This window comes from Serratia liquefaciens (genome assembly GCF_027594825.1).
Taxonomy (GTDB): Bacteria; Pseudomonadota; Gammaproteobacteria; order Enterobacterales; family Enterobacteriaceae; genus Serratia; species Serratia liquefaciens_A.
In genome coordinates this window covers 2,670,709-2,694,182 of record NZ_CP088930.1, presented here as the reverse complement: position 1 = coordinate 2,694,182, position 23,474 = coordinate 2,670,709, and the positions used below count along the sequence as shown (strand labels likewise).

Here is a 23,474-nt window from a genome sequence, read left to right as displayed (position 1 = left end):
ATAGAGGGCGAAATAGGGAGGTATTCATTGATCCACCTCCCAATTTTATTTTTTACCTTGCAAAGATACTGGCAAGCTTGTGTTCCAGATCGCATGATTCCTGTTCGTTCCCCTTCCTATAATTAGATGATAATGAAGAAGACACTTCTTGCTGTTTTGCTTTGCCTGGGTACCTCTGCAATGGCTTCTGAACCAGTCAATATCACCATCCTCGGCACGTCCGATCTGCACGGCACCTTTGTGCCCTGGGATTATTCGACCGACACCGAAAACCTGGCCGGCAGCCTGAGCCAAATCGCCACCCAGGTGCAACAGGTTCGTGCGAAGCAGCCGAACGTGATCCTGGTCGATGCCGGTGACACCATTCAGGGCAACTTTGTCGAGACTTTTAAAAACGACAAAACCAGCCCGATGATCCTCGGGTTTAACGCGCTGGACTATGACGTCTGGGTGATGGGCAATCATGAATTCGATTTCGGCCTCAAACCGCTTTCCACCTCACTGAACCAGTTCAAGGGCACGGCATTGGCCGGCAATATTCTGTGGGAGAGCGGCAAACCCTACCTGCCGGCGTATAAAATCATTGAACGCCAGGGCGTGAAAATCGGCATTATCGGCATGGATACGCCGATGACCGCAGAGTTCGCCAAAGGCACCGACCGGGTGAAAGGGTTGAACTTTACCGATCCGGTGCAGGCGGTGAAGCAGGTCATTCAGCAAATTCAGGGTGAAGTGGACGCGATCGTGCTGGTGGCGCACATGGGCATCGACAACGAGAACCAGCGCCCAGGCACCGGCGTTGGCGATATCGCCCGCGCGAACCCGGAACTGGCGGCGATCGTCGCCGGGCATATGCACGTCAAAGTCGATAAAGAAGTGATTAACGGCGTGATCGTCACCGAACCGGACAAATATGGCCGTGCGCTTTCGCGCATCGATTTGCAGTTTGAGCAACACAACGGCAAGTACGTGCTGATCAACAAAGACAGCTATACCTATCCAATCAAAGGCATCGCGTCGGATAAAAAGCTGGAAGAGATTTATCAGCCTTATCACAAGATTTTGCGCGCCAACGCCAACCGGCCTATTGCTCAGCTCAGCGGCCAGGATCTGGTGCCGCCGGATGCAGTGAAGGGGATCCCGCAGGTGCACGTGCAGGATACCGGCATCAGCAAACTGTATCAGGAAGCCAGCCGTTACTATGCGCCACAGGCGCAGGTGATCGCGCTGCAGATTGATAACGACCGGCCAAAATTAAACGTCGGCACCATCACGGCCAAAGATATCGCCTTCAATTACCAATATGCCGGCGGTGAGATCACGGTTTATCAGCTCAGCGGCAAAGAATTGAAGAAGTACATGGAATGGTCGGCGGGCTACTTCAATCAGCTGCAGGACGGCGATGTCACCTACAGCTTTAACCCGCAGCGCCGCGCGTCCAAGTATTCCACCAATGATTTCTTCGATGGCGTGACCTATAAAATCGACCTGCGCCAACCGGTCGGGCAGCGCATCCGCGATCTGCGGATGGCCGACGGCACGCCGGTGACTGACAGCACGCCAATCCGTCTGGGCATGAACAGCTACCGCATGGGGCACCTGACGCAAAAAGGCGGCGCGTTGGAGGGCATGCAGTTCCCGGTACTGTCGGACAGCAAGGCTGAATATGGCGAAGAGGCCGGAACTATCCGCAACCTGACTATCCGTTATCTGACCGAAGTGAAAAAAGGCCAGTATCAGGGACAGGCGGTGCAGCGCTGGCAGTTGGTTGGGTTGGAAGGCTACGAGCGTGAGCGTAAAATCGTCGAAAAACTGCTGAATGACGGCAAAATCAGCGTACCTACCAGTGAAGATGGGCGTTACGGCAATGTCGCGTCGTTCAACGTGAAGCCACTGCTGATCGGCGAGCCGAAGGCCCGTCAGCAGCAACAGGCGGCATTGAAGGCAGAAATGGCCGCCGCCAGCGATCCGGTGGCGAAAAAACGCCTGAGCGATCGGTTAGTGATTATCGAGGCGATTAATAAAGCCTGATAGAGATAATGGGCTCGGCGTAGGTATGCTGAGCCCTACCAATACCCGTGGATTACTTACCCTGCAGTAAACGCTTGCCGACATCGCCCCCCGGGTGTACCGCCAGCAGCGTTTCTTTGTTATAGCCACTGCGCTCCATCAGACAGGCGCAGGCCGCGTCGAAGATTGCTAATACCAGCACGATAGACGTGGTTGCCAGCATATTCAGCGGATCTATCTCATTTTCCACCCCGGTGCGGATCACCAACCGTGCCGCTTTGGCGATCGCCGAATCCGGGTTTTCCGTTACGCCGATCAGCGGCACATTCTTGGCCTGCAGCGTTGGCAGCAGGCGGGTCAATTCGTCGGAATTACCGCCGCGTGAAATCAGGATCATCAGGTCATCGCTGCGCAAAAAGCCCAGATCGCCATGCGCTGCATCGGTGGCGTTCAGGTAGATGGCCGGGCGCTCTACGCAGGCCAGCATATGGGCTATCTTGCGTGCCGCGATACCGGAAGTTCCTACGCCGGTGACCACGATTTTCCCCCGGCACTCGGCCAATGCCGTCAGCAGCCGTTGCCAGCTTTGTGCGTCGATGCGCTGGCTTAGCTGCGCCAGTTCCCGGCTGTAGATTGCCCAGGCTTCAGCGGCCCGCTGCCATTCCTGCTGCATCAGGCCTCCTCCTGCATCAGTTGGCGGTATTTCATGTGGTCGTTATACAGCTCATGGAACACGCGGTATTTACGGTCGTAATAGCGTTTGATTTTGTTGGTCTGTGGCGTCACGGTTTTACCGATACGACTCATGGCGCTCATGGCTTCCGGCAGCGTGTCGAATACCCCGGCCGCCACCGTGCCCATCATCGCTCCCCCCAACAGCATCGCCTCGCTCTCTTCCGGCAACAGCATGGCGCAGCCGGTGGCATTGGCATGTTCCTGCACGAAAATCGGGTTTTTGGTGCCGCCGCCGCTGGCCATGATGGTGTCGATGCTGTAGCCACTTTGGTTCATGGTTTCAATAATATGACGGGTACCCAGCGCGATCGCCTGGATGGTCGCCAGATAATGCAAGGCCATGTCTTCCGGGGTACGCGACAGCTTCAGCCCGGTCAGGGTACCGGTCAGCGTCGGGTTGGCGCGTGGCGAACGGTTGCCGTGGAAATACGGCAGCATATGAATATCCTGAGTCAGGAAGGCAATCTCCTCCGGCTCACCGGCCATACGGCGCAGCAGGGCATTCAGCACTTCATAAATCGTCTGCCCCTGGGTTTTTGCCTGCGCCAGCAGCTCCGGATAGCAAGGGTGCGACTGGATCACATGGTCAATCAGCGCGCCGGTGGCGGACTGACCGCCCTCGTTCAGCCAGTATTCCGGCAGGATCGCCGAGTAATATGGCCCCCATACGCCGCCGATAAAACGGGCGGTACGGGACATCGCCATATGGCCGGTGGAGGTACCGCCAATCAGCGCGACACGGCGGTTAAAGTCTGCCACTTCACCGGAGACCCCGGTAGCGCCGAGCGTGCCGAGCGTCCCGGCGTGGGCGTCGATGATCGAGACGCTGACCGCCGTACCGGCAATCAGGCCCATTTCACTGGCGGCACGCTGGGTGAGGCCGTGACCGAGCGGTTCGCCCATCATTTTGACGTCGCTGCCGATCTTGGCGGCATCGTGCTCCAGCACGTCTTCCAATCCAATCTGTTTGAAATAGCTTTTGTCCCAGCGCTGTTCATGGCCGAGATAGGTCCATTTGCACACCGTCGAACACAGTGAGCGGGTCGCGTCCTGGGTGGCACGCCAGGTGAGAAAGTCCGGCAGGTCAAACAGGTAACCGGCATTGGCCCAGGTAGTCGGCATATGCTGCTTCAGCCACAGCATTTTAGGGGTCTGCATTTCCGGCGAAATGATGCCGCCGACGAAATCCAGCACCCGATGTTTGGTGGCGTTGATGCGTTCGGCCTGGGTGATGGCGCGGTGATCCATCCACACGATGATGTTCTGCTCGGTACGGCCGGACGGGCTGACGGTCAGCGGTTGGCCCTCTTTGTCCAGTACCACCAGAGAACAGGTGGCGTCAAAACCCAGTCCTTTGACCTGAATCGGGTTGATGTCGGCCTGGTTGACCGCATCGCGCACCGCGTTGCACACCGCCTGCCAGATATTGTCCGAAGACTGTTCAACGAAGTCCGCCTTCGGGCGATACAGGTCGATGGTTCGGCTGGCCTGCCCGACCATGTGGCCGTTGAGATCGAATACCCCTGCGCGCGCACTTCCGGTGCCTACATCTACGCCAATAAAATAGCTCGCCATTGTTTTTCTCCAGTCAGGCTTTTCGATTCTGTAATGCGATAAACAGGATCAGCACACCGCCCCACAGGGCCATGGTCAGATAGCTGCTGACGCCCAGCAGGTTGAGGCCGCTTTCCAGCATTTGCAGCACTATCAGCGCCAGCACCAGACCCAGCACCCGGCCAAACCCGCCGTCCGGGTTAATGCCGCCCAGCACCGAGGCCAAAATGGTCACCAGCAGATAGGATTCGCCGTAACCGGCCTTGGCCGAGTTGAATTTGGCCATCATCAGCAGTGCCGCACCCCAGCCGAGCAGGGCGGACAAAATATAGACCGCAATCTGTACCCGGGCGGTGTTTACGCCGCTAAAACGGGTGGCTTGTTCGTTGGAGCCAATCAGATACAGGCTGCGCCCGAGCGTGGTGTGCTCCAGCAATAGCCACAGGCCAACGGATACCAGCAGAAACAGCAGCAGCGCCACCGGGATGCCGAGCAGGCTGCCGTTGCCGAGATACTGAATCGCCGCCGGGAAACCGGAGATCACCGCGCCGTTGGACAGCAGAATATTCAGGCCGGTGATCAGCGTCATGGTGCCGAGCGAAGCGAGGATGGGCGAAACGCCGATCCAGGCGACCAGCACGCCGTTAAGTGCGCCAATGGCGACGGCGACCAGCAGCCCGGCCAGCAGTGCCAGCGCCAGAAACAGCGGCTGGTCAGGATGGCTGACGATAATCGCCGCCATCACCAGCGAGCAGGCGTTGGCACCGGCGATAATCGACAGATTGATGCCGCCGGTCAGCATGGTAATGCCCATCCCGAGCGCCAGCATGCCGAGGATAGGCAGCTGCGAGGCGATTGACTGGAAATTGCCGAGGCTGAAGAAGCGCGATCCGAGCAGCCCGGCGAACAGCAGCGCTACGGCGATAATGATCGCGCTTTGCAGGCGGATGATCCGATCGTTGGGGATCAGACGGGTTAACTGGATCATGTCATAGCTCCTTGGCCAGCTTGCGTTTTTCATTCCAGGCGGTGCTGCTGATGCTGATCAGAATGATCGCGCCGCTGAACACCTGGTGCCAATAGGCCGACACGCTGAGCAGCGTCAGGCCGTTTTGCAGGAAGGCCAACAGCACCACGCCCAGCAGCGTGCCGGTCAGGGAGCCGCGCCCACCGGTCATGCTGGTGCCGCCCAGCACCACCGCCGCCAGCACCGTCAGCTCAAAACCGAGCAGGGAGTTGGGGGCTACCGATTGGGTTATCTGCGCCTGTACCACCGCGGCGATACCCGCCAGAATGCCCATGTAGCCGTAAACGTAGAAGTGCAGCCGCAGCAGGTTAAGCCCCAGGCGCGACGCCGCATCGCGGTTGCCGCCCATGGCGAAAATCTGGCGGCCGAGGCGGGTAAAGTTCATCAGTACGCCGGTGACGATAATCACCGCCAGCAGGCACAGCAGCGGCAGCGTCAGGCCGTAGTCATAACCGTCGGACCCCTGGAACGAGAACCAGCTGATGCCATCCATAAACCAGTCGGGGAAACCGTACAGCCAGGTGCCGTTGGTGGCGTACACCAGTAAGCCGTAGAACAGGTTCAGGGTGGCGATGGTGATGATGATCGCCGGCACCTTCAGCCAGTAGACCAGGAAACCGTTCACCAGCCCGAGCAGCAGGCCGACGCCCATTGCCAGTGCGAACGCCAGCGGGAAGCCGCCGCCGTGTTGAATGACCCAACTGGCCATCACGTACTGCGCGATGGCGGTGATTGCCGGGAATGAAATGTCGATGCCGCCGGCAATCAGCACCACGAACAGGCCGCAGGCGAGAATGCCGAGAATGGCGTAGCTGGTGGCGACGTCGGTCAGGTTACCCAGCGTCAGAAACTCGCTGGTGCTGATGCTCAGCCCTATTGCCAGCAACAACACCAGCAGGCCCAGATAAAACTCGTGCCGGCCGGCCAGGCGGGCCAATAATGACTTATCCATTCACCACCTCGGCGATCTGTTGTTCGGTACTGTGGTGCGGCGAAAACTCGGCGATCAGCTCGCCCTTGCGCATCACAATCACCCGATGGCTGTTGTAATAGGCTTCCGGGATCTCGTCGCAGATCATCAGTACCGCCATACCGAGCGCGGCCAGATCTTTGGCGATCTGGTAGATCCCCTCTTTGTTGGCGATATCCACCCCGACGGTGGGCGAGTCAAGGATCAGGATCTTCGGCTGCGTTGCTACCCACTTGGCGATGGCGATACGTTGCGCATTACCGCCCGACAGGGTTTTTACCGGCAGCGTGCTGTCGGAAACCTTGATGTTCAGATCGCGAATCAGCCGGTCAACCAGCTCGGTCGCTTTGGCATGGTCCAGCAACCCGAGCGGGGTGTGCAGTTGATCAAAGACCGTGACGATGGTGTTGTCGTAGATCGACTGCTCCATGATCAGCCCTTGCGTAAGACGATCCTCCGACACATAGCCGATACCCTGGCGTACCGCTTCACGGTTGTTGTGCAGCTGGACCGGATGGCCGTCGATGCGAATTTCTCCGCTGTCGGGACGGGTCATGCCGAACAGGCTGAGGCACAGCTCGGTACGGCCCGCGCCAAGCAGCCCGACGATCGAGACGATCTCGCCGCCGTGCAATGAAAGATTGATGTCCTGGTATTTTCCGCGCCGGCTGAGATTGCGAACCTCGAGCAACGGTGCGCTGTCGGTGGACGCCAGCGCTGGCAGTTGGCTGTAATGGAAGCGTTGGCCGGTCATCAGGAACGCCAGTTCATGACTGTCCAACTGGCTGGCCGGATAAGTGCCGACCAGCTTGCCGTCGCGCATCACGCTGATGCGGTCGGCGACCTCCATCACTTCATCCAGCCGGTGGCTGACAAACACCACGCAAATGCCCGCCGCTTTCAGTTCGTTGACCACCCGCAGCAGGCCGTCGACCTCTTGCCGCGTCAGCGAAGCGGTTGGCTCATCCATGATCACCAGCCGTGCTTCGGCGGCAATGGCGCGGCATATGGCCACCAGTTGGCGATCGGCAATCGACAGTTTTTCAACTTTCTTGTCGGGATCGATATGCACGCCGACGCGCGCCATGGCATCCAGCGCCGTCTGGCGCATCACCTGTTTGCGCACCCAGAAATGGCCGCCGGGCAGGTAGCGGTGAATGGCGATATTTTCCGCCACGGTCAGGTTGGGGAATAACGACAGATCCTGATAAATTACCTGAATACCGTAATAGCCGGACAGCTGCGGCGTCAGAGAATGAAAAAGTTTACCTTCCAGCGAAATATTGGCGCCTTTTTCCGGCTGATAAACGCCGGAAATAATTTTAATGATGGTGCTTTTTCCGCAGCCATTTTGCCCGGCCAGGCAGTGCACTTCGCCAATATTTAGCGTCAGGTTGATCTGGTCCAAGGCCAGCACGCCTGGAAATCGCTTACTGATATTTTCCAGGGTGATAAATGCGGTGGATGTGGTCATAGCGTTAACCTGTGCAGGTTTTTATTATGGTCGTGACTGAAACTCGGGGCGCATATATTGCGCCCTTCGTTGTTTCATGACTTTCCCGGTGTGGCGTAATATTACTGAAAATTAAAATCCTAGCGATTTGGCATTATCTTTAGTGACTTCAAGAATTTTATTAAACCGAATCACTTTTTTATCCATGTCGACGTCGGCTTTACCCAAACCTTCGATCGACAAATCTTTGGTCACTTCTTTGCCTTGTAACAGCTGATCGGCCACCGTCACCAGGGCATAACCGGCGTCTTTCGGATCCCACAACAGGGCTTTCTTGATGTCGCCGCGTGCCAGGTAAGGCGCGGCCTGCGCCGGCATGGCAATACCGACTACGGCGATCTTGTCCTTGGCGCGTTTCTTGGCGACTGCCTGGCCGGCACCGATCGGGCCGAGCGAGCCGAAACCGATAATGCCTTTCATCTGCGGGTAGGTTTTCATTAAATCCAGCGTGGTGGCGTAGGATTTATCGATGCTTTCCGCCACCGGCAGGCGCGAAGTGACTTCGAACATGTCCGGATATTTGGCTTTCTGGTACTTGATGGCGGAATCCGCCCAGGCGTTGTGCAACGGCACGGTCAGCGAACCCACGTAAATGGCATAGCCGCCTTTGCCGCCCATGTCTTTCGCCAGCTCATCGACGTTGGCCTGCGCATACTTCTCGCTGTCGATGGTTTCAATGTCCCACTGGCCAATCTGCTGGTCCGGGGATTCATGCGTCAGCACCACGATGCCTTTCTCGCGCGCCTTTTTCAGCACCGGTTCCAGCACTTTGGCGTCGTTAGGCACCACGATGATGGCGTTGACGTTCTTGGCGATCAGGTCTTCAATCACTTTCACCTGTGCGGCCGGGTCTGGGGTGGACGGCCCGGTCTGGTAGGCATTGACGTCGAGCTTTTTGGCCGCGTCGTTAACGCCGACTTCCATGCGGTTGAACCAGGGAATGCCGGTCACTTTGGCAACCACGGCAATCTCGTACTTTTCAGCAGCAAAGGCAGGTGTTGTCGATAACATGCACGCAGAAACCACACATGCATTTAATAATGCGAGGTTAAATTTCATTCGCTGTACCTTTTTTATCTGTAGGGGTGGCTGTTTTTCCACCTGAGCAGATTACAAAGGAATGGAAGAGGGGGCGTAACGATAGTTGGGGAATTGTGATCTGTGCACGTTGAAGTAAAATTATGACGTTTTTAATGTTAATTAAATGTTGAATAATTCAGTGGTGGTAATTTTACCACGAAAAATCATCATAAAATTAACAATAAAAACCATAATTATTTACATATTTAAAACAAATTAGGCGGAGCAATCGGGTTTTATAGGGGAAAAAATGCCGGACTGAGCGCCGGCATTGAAGCATTTTAGCAATATGTGAACAAGATCACCTTATGAACCTGTTACAACACGCCCTGTGCCAGCATGGCGTCGGCTACCTTGACGAATCCGGCGATATTGGCGCCGTGTACGTAGTGGGTTTGCTTACCCTCGCCGCCGTATTCCACGCAGGCGTGATGAATATCCGCCATGATATGTTGTAAACGTACATCCACTTTCTCGGCGCGCCAACCAATGCGCGCGGCGTTCTGCGCCATCTCCAGCCCAGAGGTGGCAACCCCACCGGCGTTGGCCGCCTTGCCTGGCGCAAACAGTACCCCGGCGTCCAGGAACGCATCGGTCGCCTGAATGGTGGTCGGCATATTTGCGCCTTCAGCCACAGCTTTGACCCCGTTGCGGATCAGCGTCTGTGCCGCGGCTAAATCCAGCTCGTTTTGGGTGGCGCACGGCAGAGCGATATCCACCGGCACGTTCCAGGGCTGCTGGCCGGCCAGATAGGTCAGGCCGCGTTCGCGGGCATAATCTTCCACCCGACCATAGCGCTGATTCTTGATCTCCACCAAATGGGCCAGTTTTTCGGTGGTGAAACCGGCTTCATCGACCAGGGTGCCGCCGGAGTCTGATACGGTGATCACGCGCGCATCCAGCTCCAGCGCCTTTTCAATGGTGTATTGCGCCACGTTACCTGAACCGGATACCGCAACCCGCATGCCTTCAAAACCCAGCCCGTGACGTTGCAGCATGGCGTCGGTGAAATAGACCAGCCCATAGCCGGTGGCCTCTGGACGGATCAGGCTGCCGCCGAATGACAGCCCCTTGCCGGTAAACACGCAGGCGGTGTTGTTGGACAGTTTCTTCATCATGCCGCTCATAAAGCCGACTTCACGACCGCCAACGCCGATATCCCCGGCGGGCACGTCGGTATCCGGTCCGAGGTGACGGTACAGCTCGGTCATCAGCGCCTGGCAGAAACGCATGATTTCCGCCTGACTTTTCCCTTTTGGATCAAAGTCAGAACCACCTTTTCCGCCGCCCATCGGCAGGGTGGTTAACGCGTTTTTAAACGTCTGTTCGAAGCCGAGGAACTTCAGAATCGACAAATTGACCGACGGATGAAAGCGCATGCCGCCTTTATAAGGCCCGATGGCGGAGTTGAACTGCACGCGCCAGGCGCGGTTGACCTGCACCTGGCCGCGATCGTCCACCCAACTGACGCGGAACTGGATGGTACGCTCGGGCTCTACCAAACGCTCCAGCAGCGCATATTCGCGATAGCGCGGATTACGCTCGATAAAAGGCCACAGCGAAGTGAAGACTTCCCTGACCGCCTGTAAAAATTCCGGTTGATGGGGATTATGTTGTTGAAGCGAGGACAAGAAAGACTCTACCGATACGGTATTTTCCATGGATAACTCCTTTATACCCGTTGCCTTCCAAACTGTAGCGTTGTAGCCCGGCCACAGCCCGAAATTCATAGGGTAATACTGTTAATTTCCCCCATTATTTTTATAAATATGGGTATGGATAAAACCTGGGGGAGGATGTTGTGTCTTTAGCGACTATATCACTGGAGGGCGGTTGATTATCAAGCGATTAATTAGGTTGGCGGAATGAAAAACGCCCGCAATCGCGGGCGTTGGGCAAGTCTGTTTAGCGGCGCCGACTTAATCTTCGGCTTTTTCGTCTTCGTCACGCAGCGGCACAATCAGCATGTCGATGTGCACGGTGTTGATCAACTGACGTGCGGAGGACATCAGCTTACTCCAGAAATCCTGATGGTGGCCGCACAGGACCAGGTCCATATCGTATTTCTTGATGGCATCAACCAATACCTGCGCCAAATCGCCGCTGCCGCTCAGGGTTTCGGTAATTGGATAGCCGGCATTTTGCGACAGTTCGGTCAATGCGTGGTGAGTTTCTTCGGAAATGCGTTTTTGCATATCGCCGAGATTAACGTCGATCAGGCCGGTATACAGGTCGGAATAGTTAACATCTACGTGGATCAGGGAAACTTTGGCGTTGTAAGGACGCGCCATAGATACGGCTTTCTCCACCAGGATTTTACTTTCCGGGGACAGGTCTACCGCAATCAGAATGTGTTTGTAAGCCATGAGAATACTCCTTCCATATAATGCCGATTAAAAGGTTAGCAGGCATTTAGCGTACCAGCCTGGCGCTTCAGGTTTACCTGCATTTTATCATTCAGATAACGCAATGATATGTTGGGGCGATCACAATGCACCGCATCAAAAAACTCTCTTTATCTCTCTACCGTCAGTTTTACACCCGCTGGGCAGAAAAGCCTATCGCCCATGATGCGGTTGCTGGGTTGACCGATTGAAATATAAGCGTTCTTAAACAGAGTATAGCCCCAAATGCCCTCAGGGGCAGTGGAAAAGACCGGCGGCGTCTGGCGGGGCGGTTATCAGTTATAACCAATAGGTGGATGACAAATGGGTGGGTTGCGGTAAATTTTATCTACTGCTCAGGCCAGTTTGCGTTTCATTAACCTACAATAATGACTATAGGCCTTATCATTTCTCCTCTGAATCAAACCTACGCGTGCGCATCGGCATGGCGATAGGCTGTCTCCAGAGGCGGTGGGTTATGCGCGGCCTGTACGGTGTAAAGGGGATCGGAGCGGTAGGCTCCAGCAGTAATGGGTATCGAGGTAGGGCAGTTGGACCCGGCGGAGCGCCGCGGATAACAACGCCTTGAGGAGGCAATCATGATCAGTACCGTCGCGCTGTTTTGGGCTCTGTGTGTGGTGTGTGTGTTAAACATGGTGCGGTATTACTCTTCTCTGCGCGCGCTGTTGGTGGTTCTGCGCGGCTGTGACCCGCTGCTGTATCAATATGTCGACGGCGGTGGTTTCTTTACCGCTCATGGCCAGCCGAGCAAGCAGATACGGCTGGTACGCTATATCTTCTCGCAGCGTTATGTCGAGCATCATGATCCGGAGTTTATCCGCCGCTGTGAGCGAGTGCGCGGGCAGTTTATGCTGACCTCAGCCCTGTGCGGACTGGTGGTTATCAGCCTGGTTGCGCTGATGATTTGGTATTGAATCCGACCGATTCTGTCTGCAACAGACAAAGAAAAAGGCGGCCACCAGGGCCGCCTTTCTCACCGGGCAAACTGCTTAGATCACCTTAAGCGCCAACCAGTACAGCGAACCGGAAAGCAGAATCGAGATTGGCAGGGTTAACAACCAGGCCAACAGGATGTTCTTCACGGTTTTGCTTTGCACGCCGCCGCCATCCACAATCATCGTCCCGGCTACCGCCGAAGAGAGTACGTGGGTGGTGGAAACCGGCATGCCGGTATAGCTGGCAACGCCAATCGACAAGGCTGCGGTCATCTGAGCCGACACGCCCTGAGAGTAGGTCATGCCCTTCTTACCGATTTTCTCGCCGATGGTGGTGGCGACGCGACGCCAGCCGACCATGGTACCGAGCGACAACGCCAGAGCAACCGCGACGATAATCCAGATCGGTGCATACTCAACGGTTTGCAGCAGATCCTGACGCAGGTTTTTCAGGAAACGTTGGTCCTGGGCCGAGGTTTCCGGCAGCTTGGCGATCTTGTCTGCGGTATCCGTTACGCACATCAGCAGGCGGCGCAGATGACTACGCTGTTCTACCGTCAGTTGATCGTAACTTTGCAGATTGTTCAGCAAGCCCTGAGTCAGCTCAATCGCCGGCATGGCGCGAGCGCTGTCACAGTGGAACTCGATAGGTTTATCCGGCGAGACGTCCTCATCCGGGCTTGGCACCAGTGGGGTCAGAGTGACCACGTGCGCCAAGGCGTCGCTGTGCTGCTGGTAATATTGCTGCAGGTGGGTCACGGCATCACGCGTACGGGTGATGTCATAGCCGGTTGCATTCATATTGACCACGAAGCCGGCCGGCGCAACGCCGATCAGCACTAGCATGATCAAGCCGATGCCTTTCTGACCATCGTTGGCGCCGTGCGAGAAGCTAACGCCGATGGCTGACAGGATCAGTGCGATACGGGTCCAGAACGGCGGCTTGCGTTTGCCGTCGACCTTTTCACGTTCCGCAGGGGTCATGTGCATACGCTGGCGTTTCTTGGTACCACTCCAATAGCGGCGCAAAGCAAACACCATCAACCCGGCGACCATCATGCCTACCAGCGGCGAGATGAGCAATGACAGGAAAATACCGATCATTTTCGGGACGTTAAGCGCATCCACTACCGAAGTGTGGGTCATCAGTGCGTTGGTTAAACCCACACCGATAATTGCGCCAATCAGCGTATGAGAGCTGGAGGCCGGCAGACCGAAATACCAGGTGCCGAGGTTCCAGATGATAGCCGCCAGCAGCATGGAGAACACCATGGCTAATCCGTGCGCTGAACTGACGTTCAACAACAGATCGGTTGGCAGCAGATGAACAATGGCGTAAGCAACACTCAAACCGCCGAGCATAACGCCAAGAAAGTTGAACAAGCCAGCCATCACAACCGCAAGTTGCGAGCGCATGGCACGGGTATAAATTACAGTAGCAACCGCATTGGCCGTGTCATGAAAACCGTTAATGGCTTCATAAAACAACACGAACAACAATGCGAGAATTAACATCAGGCCGGTATGGAAATCCAGGCCAGCGAACAAATGCAGCATAAGCGTTACGCCAGTTTGTGGACATGAACGCCGCGCATTATCAGTGACAACCGGGGCCGGGGAAAAGGAAAATATGACGTTTTTTTGATTTCGATATGACGAAACGATGGCGCTGGTATGACAAATACATGAAATATCAGCGCGTTATGCTGAATGGCTCGCTGTAATATTTTCTTACTATGGCGTTGAGGGCGGCATGGCTTTACAATCTGCCGCCGTAAAGTTGTCGGTTACCGGCAGCGAAACGGCGTAAAATGGCGGCCTTTTGTCGCGATTGTGGTTTTTATTCAGAGAGGCGCAGGTGGAACAGTTTGATGTCGTGGTAATAGGTGCAGGCGCAGCGGGCATGTTTTGCGCGGCGCAGGCAGGGCAACTCGGCTGCCGGGTGCTGCTGCTCGACAACGGCAAAAAACCGGGGCGCAAAATCCTGATGTCCGGCGGCGGACGCTGTAACTTTACCAACATGTACACGGAGCCTGCCGCTTACCTGTCGAATAACCCGCATTTTTGCAAGTCGGCGCTGGCGCGTTACACCCAGTGGGACTTTATCGATCTGATCAACCGTCATGGCATCGCCTACCACGAGAAAACCCTGGGACAACTGTTTTGCGACGACTCGGCGCAGCAGGTGGTCGAACTCTTGGTGAAAGAGTGCGAGCAGGGTCAGGTGACGACACGCCTGCGCAGCGAAGTGCTGGGCGTAGAGAAAACCGCAGAAGGCTTCGAACTGGCGCTGAATGGTGAGAAAGTGAGCGCTCGCTCACTTGTGGTGGCCAGCGGTGGGCTGTCGATGCCGGGCCTGGGCGCGACGCCGTTCGGCTATAAGCTGGCGGAGCAGTTTGGCCTGAAAGTCCTGCCGACGCGTGCCGCGCTGGTGCCTTTTACGCTGCATAAGCCGCTGCTGGAGCACCTGCAAACCCTTTCTGGCGTGTCTGTGCCGGCGGTGATCACCGCAGAAAACGGCGTCAGCTTCCGCGAAAGCATTCTGTTTACCCACCGCGGCCTGTCCGGCCCGGCGGTATTGCAACTTTCCAGCTACTGGCAGCCTGGAGAGTTTGTGAGCGTTAACTTACTTCCTACGCTTGATCTGGCGGGCTTCCTCAATGAGCAGCGTCAGGCACACCCGAATCAAAGTCTGAAAAACACCCTGGCGTTGCATCTGCCGAAGCGCTTGGTGGAATGTTTGCAGACGCTGGGGCAACTGCCGGAAGCCACGCTCAAGCAGTTGAACCCGACGCAACAGGCCGCGTTGGTCGAAACGTTGCAGAACTGGCGTGTGCAACCCAACGGCACCGAAGGCTACCGCACGGCGGAAGTGACGCTCGGCGGCGTCGACACCAAAGAGCTTTCCTCCAAGACCATGGAGGCCGCCAAGGTGCCGGGCCTGTACTTTATCGGCGAAGTGGTGGACGTGACAGGGTGGCTGGGGGGATATAACTTCCAGTGGGCCTGGAGCTCTGCCTGGGCCTGCGCTCAGGCGCTGGTGGCGCAGAAGCAATAATCTCGCCGCCGGAATGTTTTTAAAACCGCTATTTGCTGCGTGGGATCGGAACCTGCGCGGTAAATAAATTTATGGCGTAAAGATGAATTAAATATCGTACGCCATGAGAAAAATAGAGTGATGAGATAATTTTTAAAACGCCCTTTAAAATGATTTCAAATAGAGAGTATTTTCAGATGGTTTCCGTATTAATGATTTTTAATTAATTAAAATAACAACGTAATTCAATCAGTATTTTATTTTCCGTAATAAATAAAAACCTAACCTATAATTATTTCTCATATTTTCGAGTGAGAAATTGTCGCGAACGGCATTTTCTTTACCCGGCAATGACCTATTACCCCAGCCATTCAGGTTACAGCGTTAACAAAACAAGCCAATGGCTTTCTGCGCTATAACAATATCAATGACCTGGCACACAGCGGTTCCGCAGCCATGGCCTGGTTCCTGAACCGTGGCAACACGCAATTATCCGGCTGCACAGGATCCCGAGTTCATCGCGACGGTTTCAGCCCTGCGTTGAGGCGCTGATGGCGTTGCACGTTATCAGGGAATAGGGCCGTAGCAGGCAGCACCAGCCAATAAAACTCCGCCCTGCGGGTTATCCTGGCTCACTCCGCTGCAGGGCCTTTCAGCTCCACGTGATTGCCGTCCGGATCGGTGAAATAGAGAGACGGCCCGTCGCCCTCTGCGCCGAATCGGGACTCGGGGGGATCAACGCTGATCCCCTGCGATCGCAAATAGGCCAGCAGTTCGCCCTCGTTGAAAGGTTCGATGCGCAAACAGAAATGATCGACATTCTGCTGGCGAGCATCGGGATGCTGGCCCCCTTTTTTCCCCAGCACGCCGTCGACGTCGACCAGATCAAGCATGGAAACGCCGACGCGCAGATGCACCAGCCCCAGATCGGGACGCCGTCTGGCGATTTCACACCCCAGTATCTGGGTATAAAATTGAAGGCTTTTTTCCAGGTCGGTGACGCGCAGTACCAGGTGATCGATTTTCTTCAGGCTGAATGGGCGCACGCTGATGTCCTCAGATCGACGGATAATTAATCAGTATAATATACCCGTCGCCTTTCACGTTGCAGCGTCGTTACCTGCACTAAGTTACGTGGCCCTACCTGAATTTGTCAGTGCCCGTCATTGCCAGCCAGGGTTGCCACTATGGCTTCCAGCGCGGCATGCGGCGCTGCTGCGAGTGTAGGTCCCGCCTGCGTATTTTCCGCCAGCAGCCGCTGCAGCCCGACCAGCCAGTCGTAGATATAGAAGGCAGCATTTTTCGCCGGCGTGGGCGCCAGTTTGGTCAGGCGTTGCTGATTACCCCAGTCGACCGCGGGCTGCGGTGGTGGGGTAAAGATTGGCTGGCCGGGATTGATCCGGCTGGCGGGGCGTAAAGCCGCCTCGCGCTGCTGGAAGCCCAGCCAGGCAACGAAATCGCTCAATACCGTCAGCGCCTGGCTGACCTGGCGATCCTCCCCTTGTTCCGGCAGGGTGCCCGCGGCCAATACGCGCTCCAGCGTTGCGTCAATCTCCAGGCGGCAGGCGGCGCTAATCAATGCATCGACCAGCAGTTCCAGCTGCGGTTTATCGACGCCCAACAGGGTCAGCAGTTGGGCATTGTCCGGCAGGCAACGCAGATGGTTAACCCAGTCGGCGAATACCTTTCGGGCAAAGGACGAACGCCCATGTTCCAACGAGCTGGCCGCGGCGCTATCCCCCTCACCAAACAGGTCGATCTCCACGTCGAAGGGCGGTGCGGCGACAGTCGGCGCCGGTGAAGCATGCTGTTGCTGCACGAACAGTTGGCGCAGCCTGTCGCGCTGCGGTAACAGCCATTCCAGCAATTCGCCATGCGCCCCAGCCTGCGCCTGCAAGGCTCGCAGCAGTTGTTGGCTACGCTGTTGCAAAGGCTGCGGATCCGCTGCGACAAGCCAGTTGCCGAGCAGGCTTTCACTCAGCTCACGCCGCAATTCTTGTTGCAGTTCCTGAATGCGCGCCTGTTTCAATGCCGGGCGCGCCTGCACCATCAAATAGTCCGTCATGCGGCGGCAGTCGCGTTCATCCATGGCCAGCAGCGTGGCCCAACTGTCGCCGGGCTCACCGACATAGCGCTGAACGGCGTCATCGGGGCGGGCTTTCCCTTCGCGCGACGCGTCGAACGGCGTGATTACCCAGATTAAACCGGGCTTACGACGGCTGCGTACCGCAGCATTTTCTCCCTGGGTGCGTTTAACCCAGTAGGCCAGCGCATGGCCGGTTCGACTGGCCTCCTGTGGCGTGCCGGCGGCATCGCTGACCAGCAACAGACTGGCCTGCAGATTATCGGCGTAGTGGGCCAGCAGATTGGCGCGTTTGGCCTGTTGCATACGCCATGTCAGATCGCCATCTGAACGACGGAGGCTGGCTGGAATATCGAGAAGCTCAACGTCGGCGGGCAGCCCGGTGGGCAGAGGTATCGTCACTTCGGCAGCCAACCACGCCAGATCGGCCTGTGGGATCGCCACGACGGCGCCCTTTTCTGTCAGCACGGAGAGTCTCACCTCGGCTGGCGTGTTGACCGCGTGGGCATGCTGAATGCCCACTTCCTGATCCAGTGCCTGCTGCGAAGCCTGCACGCGTTCACTACATCCCAACGCTTGCAGGCTATGTGCTAGCTGACGATAAAACATGGTCAGCGCCGGGTCTTCACCCCACAGCGGTGCGAACAGGCGAGCCCGGTCGTCAATGCTCAGATAGGGGGCCAGTGAGACGGCCTGCGGCCAGAAATGCCGGTCCAGCGCCTGTTGCCATTTGCCCCCGTGGTAACGAAGAGTGTCCCACAGCGCCACGATGGCATTGCTGTCCATGCCGTCAATCGCCATCGGCTGGCGATGGCGTTCCAATGTATTCAGGTGTGCGGCAATAGCTCGTGCGTCTCCATCCGGGCGAAAGCCGTTGTTCAACGCTGTACTGGCCGTCATGGCGAGCAATTGCGCGTTATCCAGCAAGGTGATGACCACCGGATAAGCTGGAGGGGTTACGACGGTGGGCACGCAGTAGCGTACTGCCAGCGCGCAATCCTCTGATAGCAGCTCGGCACCGGGGGCCAATGCCGTCAGAAGGTGAGCCTTGGCGCCCGCGTTATGGCCATAAAGGCCGATGGCGACGCGGTGAGGCGTGGCGGCTTCCAGCTTGCGGGCTTTGTTGTAGCTGCGGCGCAGGCGAACGGTCAGGTTATCGGCTTCCCGGTCCAGGCGTGTGGACTGTTGCCGTGCGCCGGCGACCCAGTCAATGGCCTGGAGGATCCCGTCGCTGAGGCGGTTTATCGGATCAGTGGTGATAGGTTTCATCGTTGATAAATGCTCCCGCTGTCGATCCAGTAATGGGTTGCGCCAGAGGCGCTGGCAGCCAGGGTATTGAGTTTAAGCTGTAGCTGATGCGCGTGAACCGGGCTGCCGTCGGCCAGCATGGCCTGGGCAATTTTAACGCCCTCGGCACCTTGCTTTTCGCTGCCGGTAATGGCCAACCGCAGGCTGATGACCGCATCGCCTGCCAGCTTGCGTGCCAACAGGGGGTCGGTGATGGTCAGCGTATATAACGGCGATGCCGGCCAGCGCGGGTTGTCCAACTGACGGAACCCCAGGCGCAAAGGACCGCGCAGCTGGAAGCACCCGGCGGGATCCAGCGCAAAATCGGCGCGATCCAGATCGATGTCGCGATAGTAGACGTTATCGTCCGCCAGCATGTTATTGCCGTCCAGCATGCCCAGATGGCGAACGGTGGAGTAAGGCTGGAAATCTCCGACGTTGAAATAAAAACTCTCGAGGCGCAGGTCGATGGCCAGCAGGCACAGCATCGCTCCCACGGCAGCGGTGGATTTGGGGTTATCGATACGCCCGCGTTTGTTAAACGGATACCAACTGCGGGTGTGATAGCCCTCGAGCGGCAAGATGCGGCTGGCGGGCAGCGGCTGCAGATGGCGCAGCAGGGCCTGAACGCCGGGGAAACGTGCCGGGCGGCCGGTTAGCAGCAGCACATCGCAGGCGTACAGCGCCACCACTTCACACAGCAGCCGTAGGCAGCGGCCAATGCCAATCCGGTCAGACAGGAAGGCGCTGTGTAAGTCACCCAGGCGGACGACCAGCGGCGTGTGCAAAATATCGAAAGAAGAAGTGCCGGTTTCGCGCTGGATCTCGCCGTTGATAAACGCCAGCACTTGCGGGGTTGGGGTTTGAGACAACAGATCGCCCAGGCTGGCGGCCATTTCTGCCTGGGCGTCCAGCGGGTCGTAATCCTCATAGGCTGCCAGCAACGCACGCCCGATAGGCATGAAAATCTGCAGCGCGGCCTGTTGGCGCAGGGTGGAAAATCCGTCCATGCGGCCTTCATTGCCGAAAAGCTTATCCATCACGGCCGCCGGAGCCGCGACCCCGGCGTCTTCGATCGCCTGCTGCACGGCGGGCAAGATAAACAGCTGGATCACGTCCAGCAAAATATCGTCACCGGCAACTTTAAAGCCTTCGCGGAACAGCAGGCGAGGGTTGATCTTGATGTTACTGCCTACGCCATCGTCCAGCCTGTACTGGGTGATCGCCAGATCGGTGGTGCCGCCGCCGATGTCGATGGAGGCGATACGCAGCGTTTTTCCTGCCGGCTCATCGGCTGCCAAAGGGCGATCCGGTCGGGCCATGCTGGCAAAAAAGGCGTCGGTACGGCCGGCGAAGTTCACCTGGGTTTCGTTGTACAGATAAACCATTTGGCCGCAGGTCGCTTCGTCCCATTCCATGTGCACCTGCGGAACGGGGAAGCGGGTTTGCTGGCCGTCGAACGGCGCGTCCAGCGGGTGCCAGCCCATGGCTTTCCACACCAGGCCAATCGCTTCCTGCATGCGGCGGCGGAAAATTTCCCGTTCCGGTTTCGGCATCGCCGAAGGCAATGTCAGGATGATAGTACGCAGGCGGCGCGGGGCGGTGGCATTCGGCATTTTTGCCCGTTGGGCGACGCTGTTGATCTGCATCAGCGCCTGCGCCAGCAACTCGGTCAGCATCAGCGTCATGACGGCGCTGCGGCTGTAATGGGCGGCGAATACCGGTAGCCGTTCCGCCAGGGGCAGCGCAGAAAGCGGAACGCCTTCGTCGTTTAACAGAGTGGTCAAGGGCGCGGCGGTGGCCATCGGCTCCAGCTTGCCGTTAAAACGCCAGCCCGGCGCATAGCGTTCTTCGTCCCACAGGTAGCGACGAGGGCTGGAAATGCCGGTGGTGCCCTGACTGCCTTGCCTTTGCTGTGCCAGCTGTGCCGCCTCGCGGCCCACGCGGGTGATGGAAGGCCAGACAAAGGCGTCGTCGCGCCCGCTCTGGAACGAGAGGCCGGGTTTGCCGAACGAGACCTGAGAAAACTCGACCCGGCTTTCGAACAGTTCGTTGTACACGCAGTGCGGCGCGCTGAGCGAGCGTAGCTGCAGTTCATAGGTCTGCTTCAGGCCGTTGCTTTCTTCCGGATGGTCTTCGACCAACACGCCGCAGGTGTGGGAGTTGCCGACGTCCAGAATCACGTCCACGTTGACCGCGGGCTGCTGCAGCGTGGCAGCAATAATTTTTATCTGCGGCACCGTCAGTTGGTCGCCGAGCATATTCAACACGTTGAGGTAGTGCGCCTGATATTCGAAAGTTTTCAACCCGGTGTAGACCTGAGCTTCGGCACGTTGTTCCAGCGTGGCTGCGGCTTCGGTAAAGACCTCTCGCAGCCAACCGTCCACCCAGGTCAGATCGAGAAACTCGCCCAGATCGTGATTGCGGTGGGCCAGCGCAAAGCTTAGTCCGGTGTCGAGATCGCTTTCGCTCGGGGCTAATGGCTCCTGGCCTGGTGCCGCGATACGGGTATCGAACGCCAGCACCACCCGCAGCGAGTTACCGTCCTGATCGGGGGTGTCCAACTGAAGGATCTGCATGCGCGCCCAGTTGTCCGGTCCGGCCAGAAACGCGCCAGAAGGGGTGTAGCGAAAGAACGGCAGGGGCAGCCAGGTCTTATCCAACAGGCGCAAAGATTGCTGCAGGGGATAACTGAATTCAGGGCGCACCACTTCATCGGCCTGCCCCGGCTGCGCGGGCAACAGGTATTTGCCGCTGTCGGTATGCCATTGCAGGCGCAATAGCGGGCCGCTTGCCGTCTGGCGGACAAACTTGCCCGGGAAGTCGGCATCCAAAACCGGCGTCAGGGCAAAGTCCAGAAATTGGATGCCGCTGTCCTGAATCAGCGTAATGGCGTTTTTATAGTCCATAAGGGAGGCCAGCATCATTTACTCTCGCGCTTTAACGTCATGGGATAAACCGTGTCCGCAGCGTAACGGCCGGTGCATTCCGCCGGGCCGGTCTCATTTTGCCTGCAGACGATTTCCGGCAGTGGGTAGCGGCTGCCGTCGCTGCAACGCGCTTTGGTGCGGCTGTTGATCACCAGATTGCCTGACTGCATCAGCCCGGCCTCTACCGGCGCCCGGCAGGTGATGGCGTCGCCGTAGGTGATGCTGGCGGTGCCTTTGCCGTTATTGAGACGGTATTGCAGGCTGGGCCGTTTGCCGGTCAGCGGATCTTTCAACGCTACCGTCGCGCGCCATCTGCCGTTGAGAAAACGGGTGGAGCCGGCCTTGACCGCTTCGGCTGGCAGTACCAGCGAATTTTTGTCCGCCGGCGGCAACACCACCGGGACGGGCGGCGGCGGCATTAGCGTGGCGTGCGCCAATGGCAGATGCAGTTTGGGGATCGGTTTGGCGACGCGGGCCGGCAGTGGGGCGCGCGATGGCACCGCCGGAGAGGTGATCGGTTGCCGGTTTGCCTGGTACAGCCAGCCTGCCAGCAGGGCCATAAGGAGCATCACCGGTGCCATCCACACATAGTGGCGCCACGGCCTGCGCACCGGCGCGGGGATAATCTCTGGCGTCAGGGCTTCGGGTTCCGCAGCAGGTTGCGGCTCGGGGGCGGCGACTGCGCGCGGAGTGGCGGCAATGGGCATCGGTTTTTCTGTCGGCTCCTCGGCTGGGCGCAGACAGGCCAGCGGATCGTCCTGACACTGTGCCTGTGGCCTGATAAAGCCCCAAAAGGTCAGCACCGGTTTATCGCCGACCAGATAGACATGGTTGGGATCGGGTATTTGCATCGCCTTGCTTAACAAGGCGCCGAAAAGGCGTTGGCTGGGATGGTCGGTCGTCTGCGTCTCGGCGATCAGGGCATTGAAGGTTGCCAGGCTGCGCTCCAATTGGCGCACGGCCTGAGCGCGTTGAGCCTCGTTCGCCGCCAGCCAGGAGGTGACTTTTCCCGGGAAAGGTGAGTACCAGTCAATGTGAGTGCCCGCCTCGTTCGGCTGCGGGATCGCCAGACAATCAGCGGCCGGCTGCTGTTGACGAATGCGCAGGGTTTCCCGCAGCTGCAACGCGCAGGCGTAAACCGGCTGTCCATTCTCGCCCAATGCGAGCACATCATCCAAACGGCCACTGCGTAAAAAGGGTTTTCCCACTGCCAAGCACCTTATCCTGTTACCGATAAACGCATAAACGGTCATGGTAACCTGCGAACTAAAGCGGCAAACGGCCAAGGACAGGCGTAAAAAGGCACCTCTTGCTTTAATGGGCGTGTTTTTGGAAATGCTTGAGGCGATGTTCCGTCGAGCTAAGCAGTAAGCTAGGCCTTGTGCGTCGACAGCAGGATGCTGGTTTCGGTGCTGGAAATGCCGGCAATGCGCCGAATACGGCCGAGGATTTTGTCGAAGTTCTCCAGGCTGTCGGTGCGGATCTCCACCAGAATGTCCCACTTGCCGTTGGTGGTGTGCAGGGTAAACACCGCAGGCTCGCCGCGTAGCTGTTGCAACACGCTTTGCGCCTTGGTGCCTTCGACCGCCACGGACATCCAGGCGCGGATGCGGTTATGTTCCACCCCCGGTTTTACACGGATGGTGTAGCCGGTAATGATCCCTTGCGCCTCCAGCGCCTCAATTCTTTTTTGCACCGTAGCGCGTGAAACCCGGACCTTATTGGCTAGTTCGGTCACCGAGCTACGGGCATTTTCGCGCAGCAGCGCGAGGATTTGGCGGTCGGTATCGTTCATGGTGTCAAAGTGTCGGTTCGAAGTGGCGATTTGTAAAAATATAGAGCAATTTAGCCAGTTATCACACTGTTTGGCGTCAAATTGATTTTCCATAATAGGGCGGCGTCGCTATC

The 23,474-nt window shown here is 57.4% G+C and carries 17 protein-coding genes; 3 read left to right on the top strand and 14 right to left on the bottom strand.

All coding sequences use genetic code 11. The features are described from left to right. Positions 1–132 precede the first annotated feature (132 nt). The gene (locus tag LQ945_RS12290; protein ID WP_270100871.1) at positions 133–2,031 is read left to right on the top strand and encodes a bifunctional metallophosphatase/5'-nucleotidase; all 1,899 of its coding nucleotides are present in this window, start codon (positions 133–135) and stop codon (positions 2,029–2,031) included. A 52-nt stretch (positions 2,032–2,083) separates the two neighbouring features. On the opposite strand, the gene LQ945_RS12285 is transcribed toward LQ945_RS12290, so the two are convergent. From LQ945_RS12285 to uspA, 8 genes are all read right to left on the bottom strand, one after another. Continuing rightward, positions 2,084–2,683 (bottom strand): KpsF/GutQ family sugar-phosphate isomerase, encoded by a 600-nt coding sequence (locus LQ945_RS12285; RefSeq protein WP_270100870.1) that lies wholly within the window; start codon positions 2,681–2,683, stop codon positions 2,084–2,086. After that, positions 2,683–4,320: an FGGY-family carbohydrate kinase gene (locus LQ945_RS12280; RefSeq protein WP_044554839.1), complete on the bottom strand. Its 1,638-nt coding sequence runs from the start codon at positions 4,318–4,320 to the stop codon at positions 2,683–2,685. The genes LQ945_RS12285 and LQ945_RS12280 overlap by 1 nt, the downstream gene beginning before the upstream one ends. Before the next feature lie 13 nt (positions 4,321–4,333). Next, entirely contained in the window at positions 4,334–5,287 is a 954-nt protein-coding gene (locus LQ945_RS12275) for an ABC transporter permease (RefSeq protein WP_020837442.1), read from the bottom strand. Between the two features lies 1 nt (position 5,288). After that, positions 5,289–6,278, bottom strand: coding sequence for an ABC transporter permease (locus LQ945_RS12270; RefSeq protein ID WP_270100869.1), 990 nt, complete (start codon positions 6,276–6,278; stop codon positions 5,289–5,291). Next, positions 6,271–7,770 (bottom strand): sugar ABC transporter ATP-binding protein, encoded by a 1,500-nt coding sequence (locus tag LQ945_RS12265; protein WP_270100868.1) that lies wholly within the window; start codon positions 7,768–7,770, stop codon positions 6,271–6,273. Before LQ945_RS12265 ends, LQ945_RS12270 begins: the two co-directional genes overlap by 8 nt. Before the next feature lie 111 nt (positions 7,771–7,881). Beyond that, positions 7,882–8,868, bottom strand: coding sequence for an autoinducer 2 ABC transporter substrate-binding protein (locus LQ945_RS12260; protein ID WP_020837439.1), 987 nt, complete (start codon positions 8,866–8,868; stop codon positions 7,882–7,884). Between the two features lie 338 nt (positions 8,869–9,206). Further along, complete coding sequence (gene gdhA / locus LQ945_RS12255) at positions 9,207–10,550, bottom strand: NADP-specific glutamate dehydrogenase (protein WP_020837438.1); 1,344 nt, start codon at positions 10,548–10,550, stop codon at positions 9,207–9,209. 258 nt (positions 10,551–10,808) lie between these two features. Then, positions 10,809–11,255: a universal stress protein UspA gene (gene uspA / locus LQ945_RS12250; protein ID WP_012147365.1), complete on the bottom strand. Its 447-nt coding sequence runs from the start codon at positions 11,253–11,255 to the stop codon at positions 10,809–10,811. A gap of 617 nt (positions 11,256–11,872) precedes the next feature. Between uspA and uspB the strand changes: the two genes are divergently transcribed. Beyond that, positions 11,873–12,208, top strand: coding sequence for a universal stress protein UspB (uspB, locus tag LQ945_RS12245; protein WP_020837437.1), 336 nt, complete (start codon positions 11,873–11,875; stop codon positions 12,206–12,208). A 75-nt stretch (positions 12,209–12,283) separates the two neighbouring features. On the opposite strand, the gene pitA is transcribed toward uspB, so the two are convergent. Beyond that, complete coding sequence (gene pitA / locus LQ945_RS12240) at positions 12,284–13,786, bottom strand: inorganic phosphate transporter PitA (RefSeq protein ID WP_044554835.1); 1,503 nt, start codon at positions 13,784–13,786, stop codon at positions 12,284–12,286. Positions 13,787–14,087: 301 nt separating this feature from the next. Here pitA and LQ945_RS12235 point away from each other — a divergent pair, with 301 nt between their 5' ends. Then, positions 14,088–15,287, top strand: coding sequence for an NAD(P)/FAD-dependent oxidoreductase (locus LQ945_RS12235; protein ID WP_270100867.1), 1,200 nt, complete (start codon positions 14,088–14,090; stop codon positions 15,285–15,287). Positions 15,288–15,898: 611 nt separating this feature from the next. Here LQ945_RS12235 and LQ945_RS12230 read toward each other — a convergent pair. The 5 genes from LQ945_RS12230 to LQ945_RS12210 form a co-directional block, all read right to left on the bottom strand. Further along, on the bottom strand, positions 15,899–16,312 hold the full coding sequence (locus tag LQ945_RS12230) for a VOC family protein (RefSeq protein ID WP_182824171.1): 414 nt from the start codon (positions 16,310–16,312) through the stop codon (positions 15,899–15,901). Between the two features lie 107 nt (positions 16,313–16,419). Continuing rightward, positions 16,420–18,618, bottom strand: a complete 2,199-nt coding sequence (locus LQ945_RS12225; protein ID WP_270100866.1) for a virulence factor SrfC family protein — start codon at positions 18,616–18,618, stop codon at positions 16,420–16,422. After that, positions 18,615–21,560: a virulence factor SrfB gene (locus LQ945_RS12220; protein WP_270102984.1), complete on the bottom strand. Its 2,946-nt coding sequence runs from the start codon at positions 21,558–21,560 to the stop codon at positions 18,615–18,617. The genes LQ945_RS12225 and LQ945_RS12220 overlap by 4 nt, the downstream gene beginning before the upstream one ends. Then, positions 21,560–22,774 carry an SrfA family protein gene (locus LQ945_RS12215; protein ID WP_270102948.1) on the bottom strand — a complete coding sequence of 405 codons (1,215 nt, stop codon included), beginning with the start codon at positions 22,772–22,774 and terminating at the stop codon, positions 21,560–21,562. The genes LQ945_RS12220 and LQ945_RS12215 overlap by 1 nt, the downstream gene beginning before the upstream one ends. A 164-nt stretch (positions 22,775–22,938) precedes the next feature. Next, positions 22,939–23,454, bottom strand: a complete 516-nt coding sequence (locus LQ945_RS12210; RefSeq protein WP_020837427.1) for an Lrp/AsnC family transcriptional regulator — start codon at positions 23,452–23,454, stop codon at positions 22,939–22,941. Positions 23,455–23,474 lie beyond the last annotated feature (20 nt).

What these genes read in the sequence shown, in the direction of transcription:
- LQ945_RS12290 (WP_270100871.1), top strand. Translation starts at nt 133, where the DNA reads ATGAAGAAGACACTTCTTGCTGTTTTGCTTTGCCTGGGTACCTCTGCA.
- LQ945_RS12285 (WP_270100870.1), bottom strand. Translation starts at nt 2,683, where the DNA reads ATGCAGCAGGAATGGCAGCGGGCCGCTGAAGCCTGGGCAATCTACAGC.
- LQ945_RS12280 (WP_044554839.1), bottom strand. Translation starts at nt 4,320, where the DNA reads ATGGCGAGCTATTTTATTGGCGTAGATGTAGGCACCGGAAGTGCGCGC.
- LQ945_RS12275 (WP_020837442.1), bottom strand. Translation starts at nt 5,287, where the DNA reads ATGATCCAGTTAACCCGTCTGATCCCCAACGATCGGATCATCCGCCTG.
- LQ945_RS12270 (WP_270100869.1), bottom strand. Translation starts at nt 6,278, where the DNA reads ATGGATAAGTCATTATTGGCCCGCCTGGCCGGCCGGCACGAGTTTTAT.
- LQ945_RS12265 (WP_270100868.1), bottom strand. Translation starts at nt 7,770, where the DNA reads ATGACCACATCCACCGCATTTATCACCCTGGAAAATATCAGTAAGCGA.
- LQ945_RS12260 (WP_020837439.1), bottom strand. Translation starts at nt 8,868, where the DNA reads ATGAAATTTAACCTCGCATTATTAAATGCATGTGTGGTTTCTGCGTGC.
- gdhA (WP_020837438.1), bottom strand. Translation starts at nt 10,550, where the DNA reads ATGGAAAATACCGTATCGGTAGAGTCTTTCTTGTCCTCGCTTCAACAA.
- uspA (WP_012147365.1), bottom strand. Translation starts at nt 11,255, where the DNA reads ATGGCTTACAAACACATTCTGATTGCGGTAGACCTGTCCCCGGAAAGT.
- uspB (WP_020837437.1), top strand. Translation starts at nt 11,873, where the DNA reads ATGATCAGTACCGTCGCGCTGTTTTGGGCTCTGTGTGTGGTGTGTGTG.
- pitA (WP_044554835.1), bottom strand. Translation starts at nt 13,786, where the DNA reads ATGCTGCATTTGTTCGCTGGCCTGGATTTCCATACCGGCCTGATGTTA.
- LQ945_RS12225 (WP_270100866.1), bottom strand. Translation starts at nt 18,618, where the DNA reads ATGAAACCTATCACCACTGATCCGATAAACCGCCTCAGCGACGGGATC.
- LQ945_RS12220 (WP_270102984.1), bottom strand. Translation starts at nt 21,560, where the DNA reads ATGCTGGCCTCCCTTATGGACTATAAAAACGCCATTACGCTGATTCAG.
- LQ945_RS12210 (WP_020837427.1), bottom strand. Translation starts at nt 23,454, where the DNA reads ATGGAAAATCAATTTGACGCCAAACAGTGTGATAACTGGCTAAATTGC.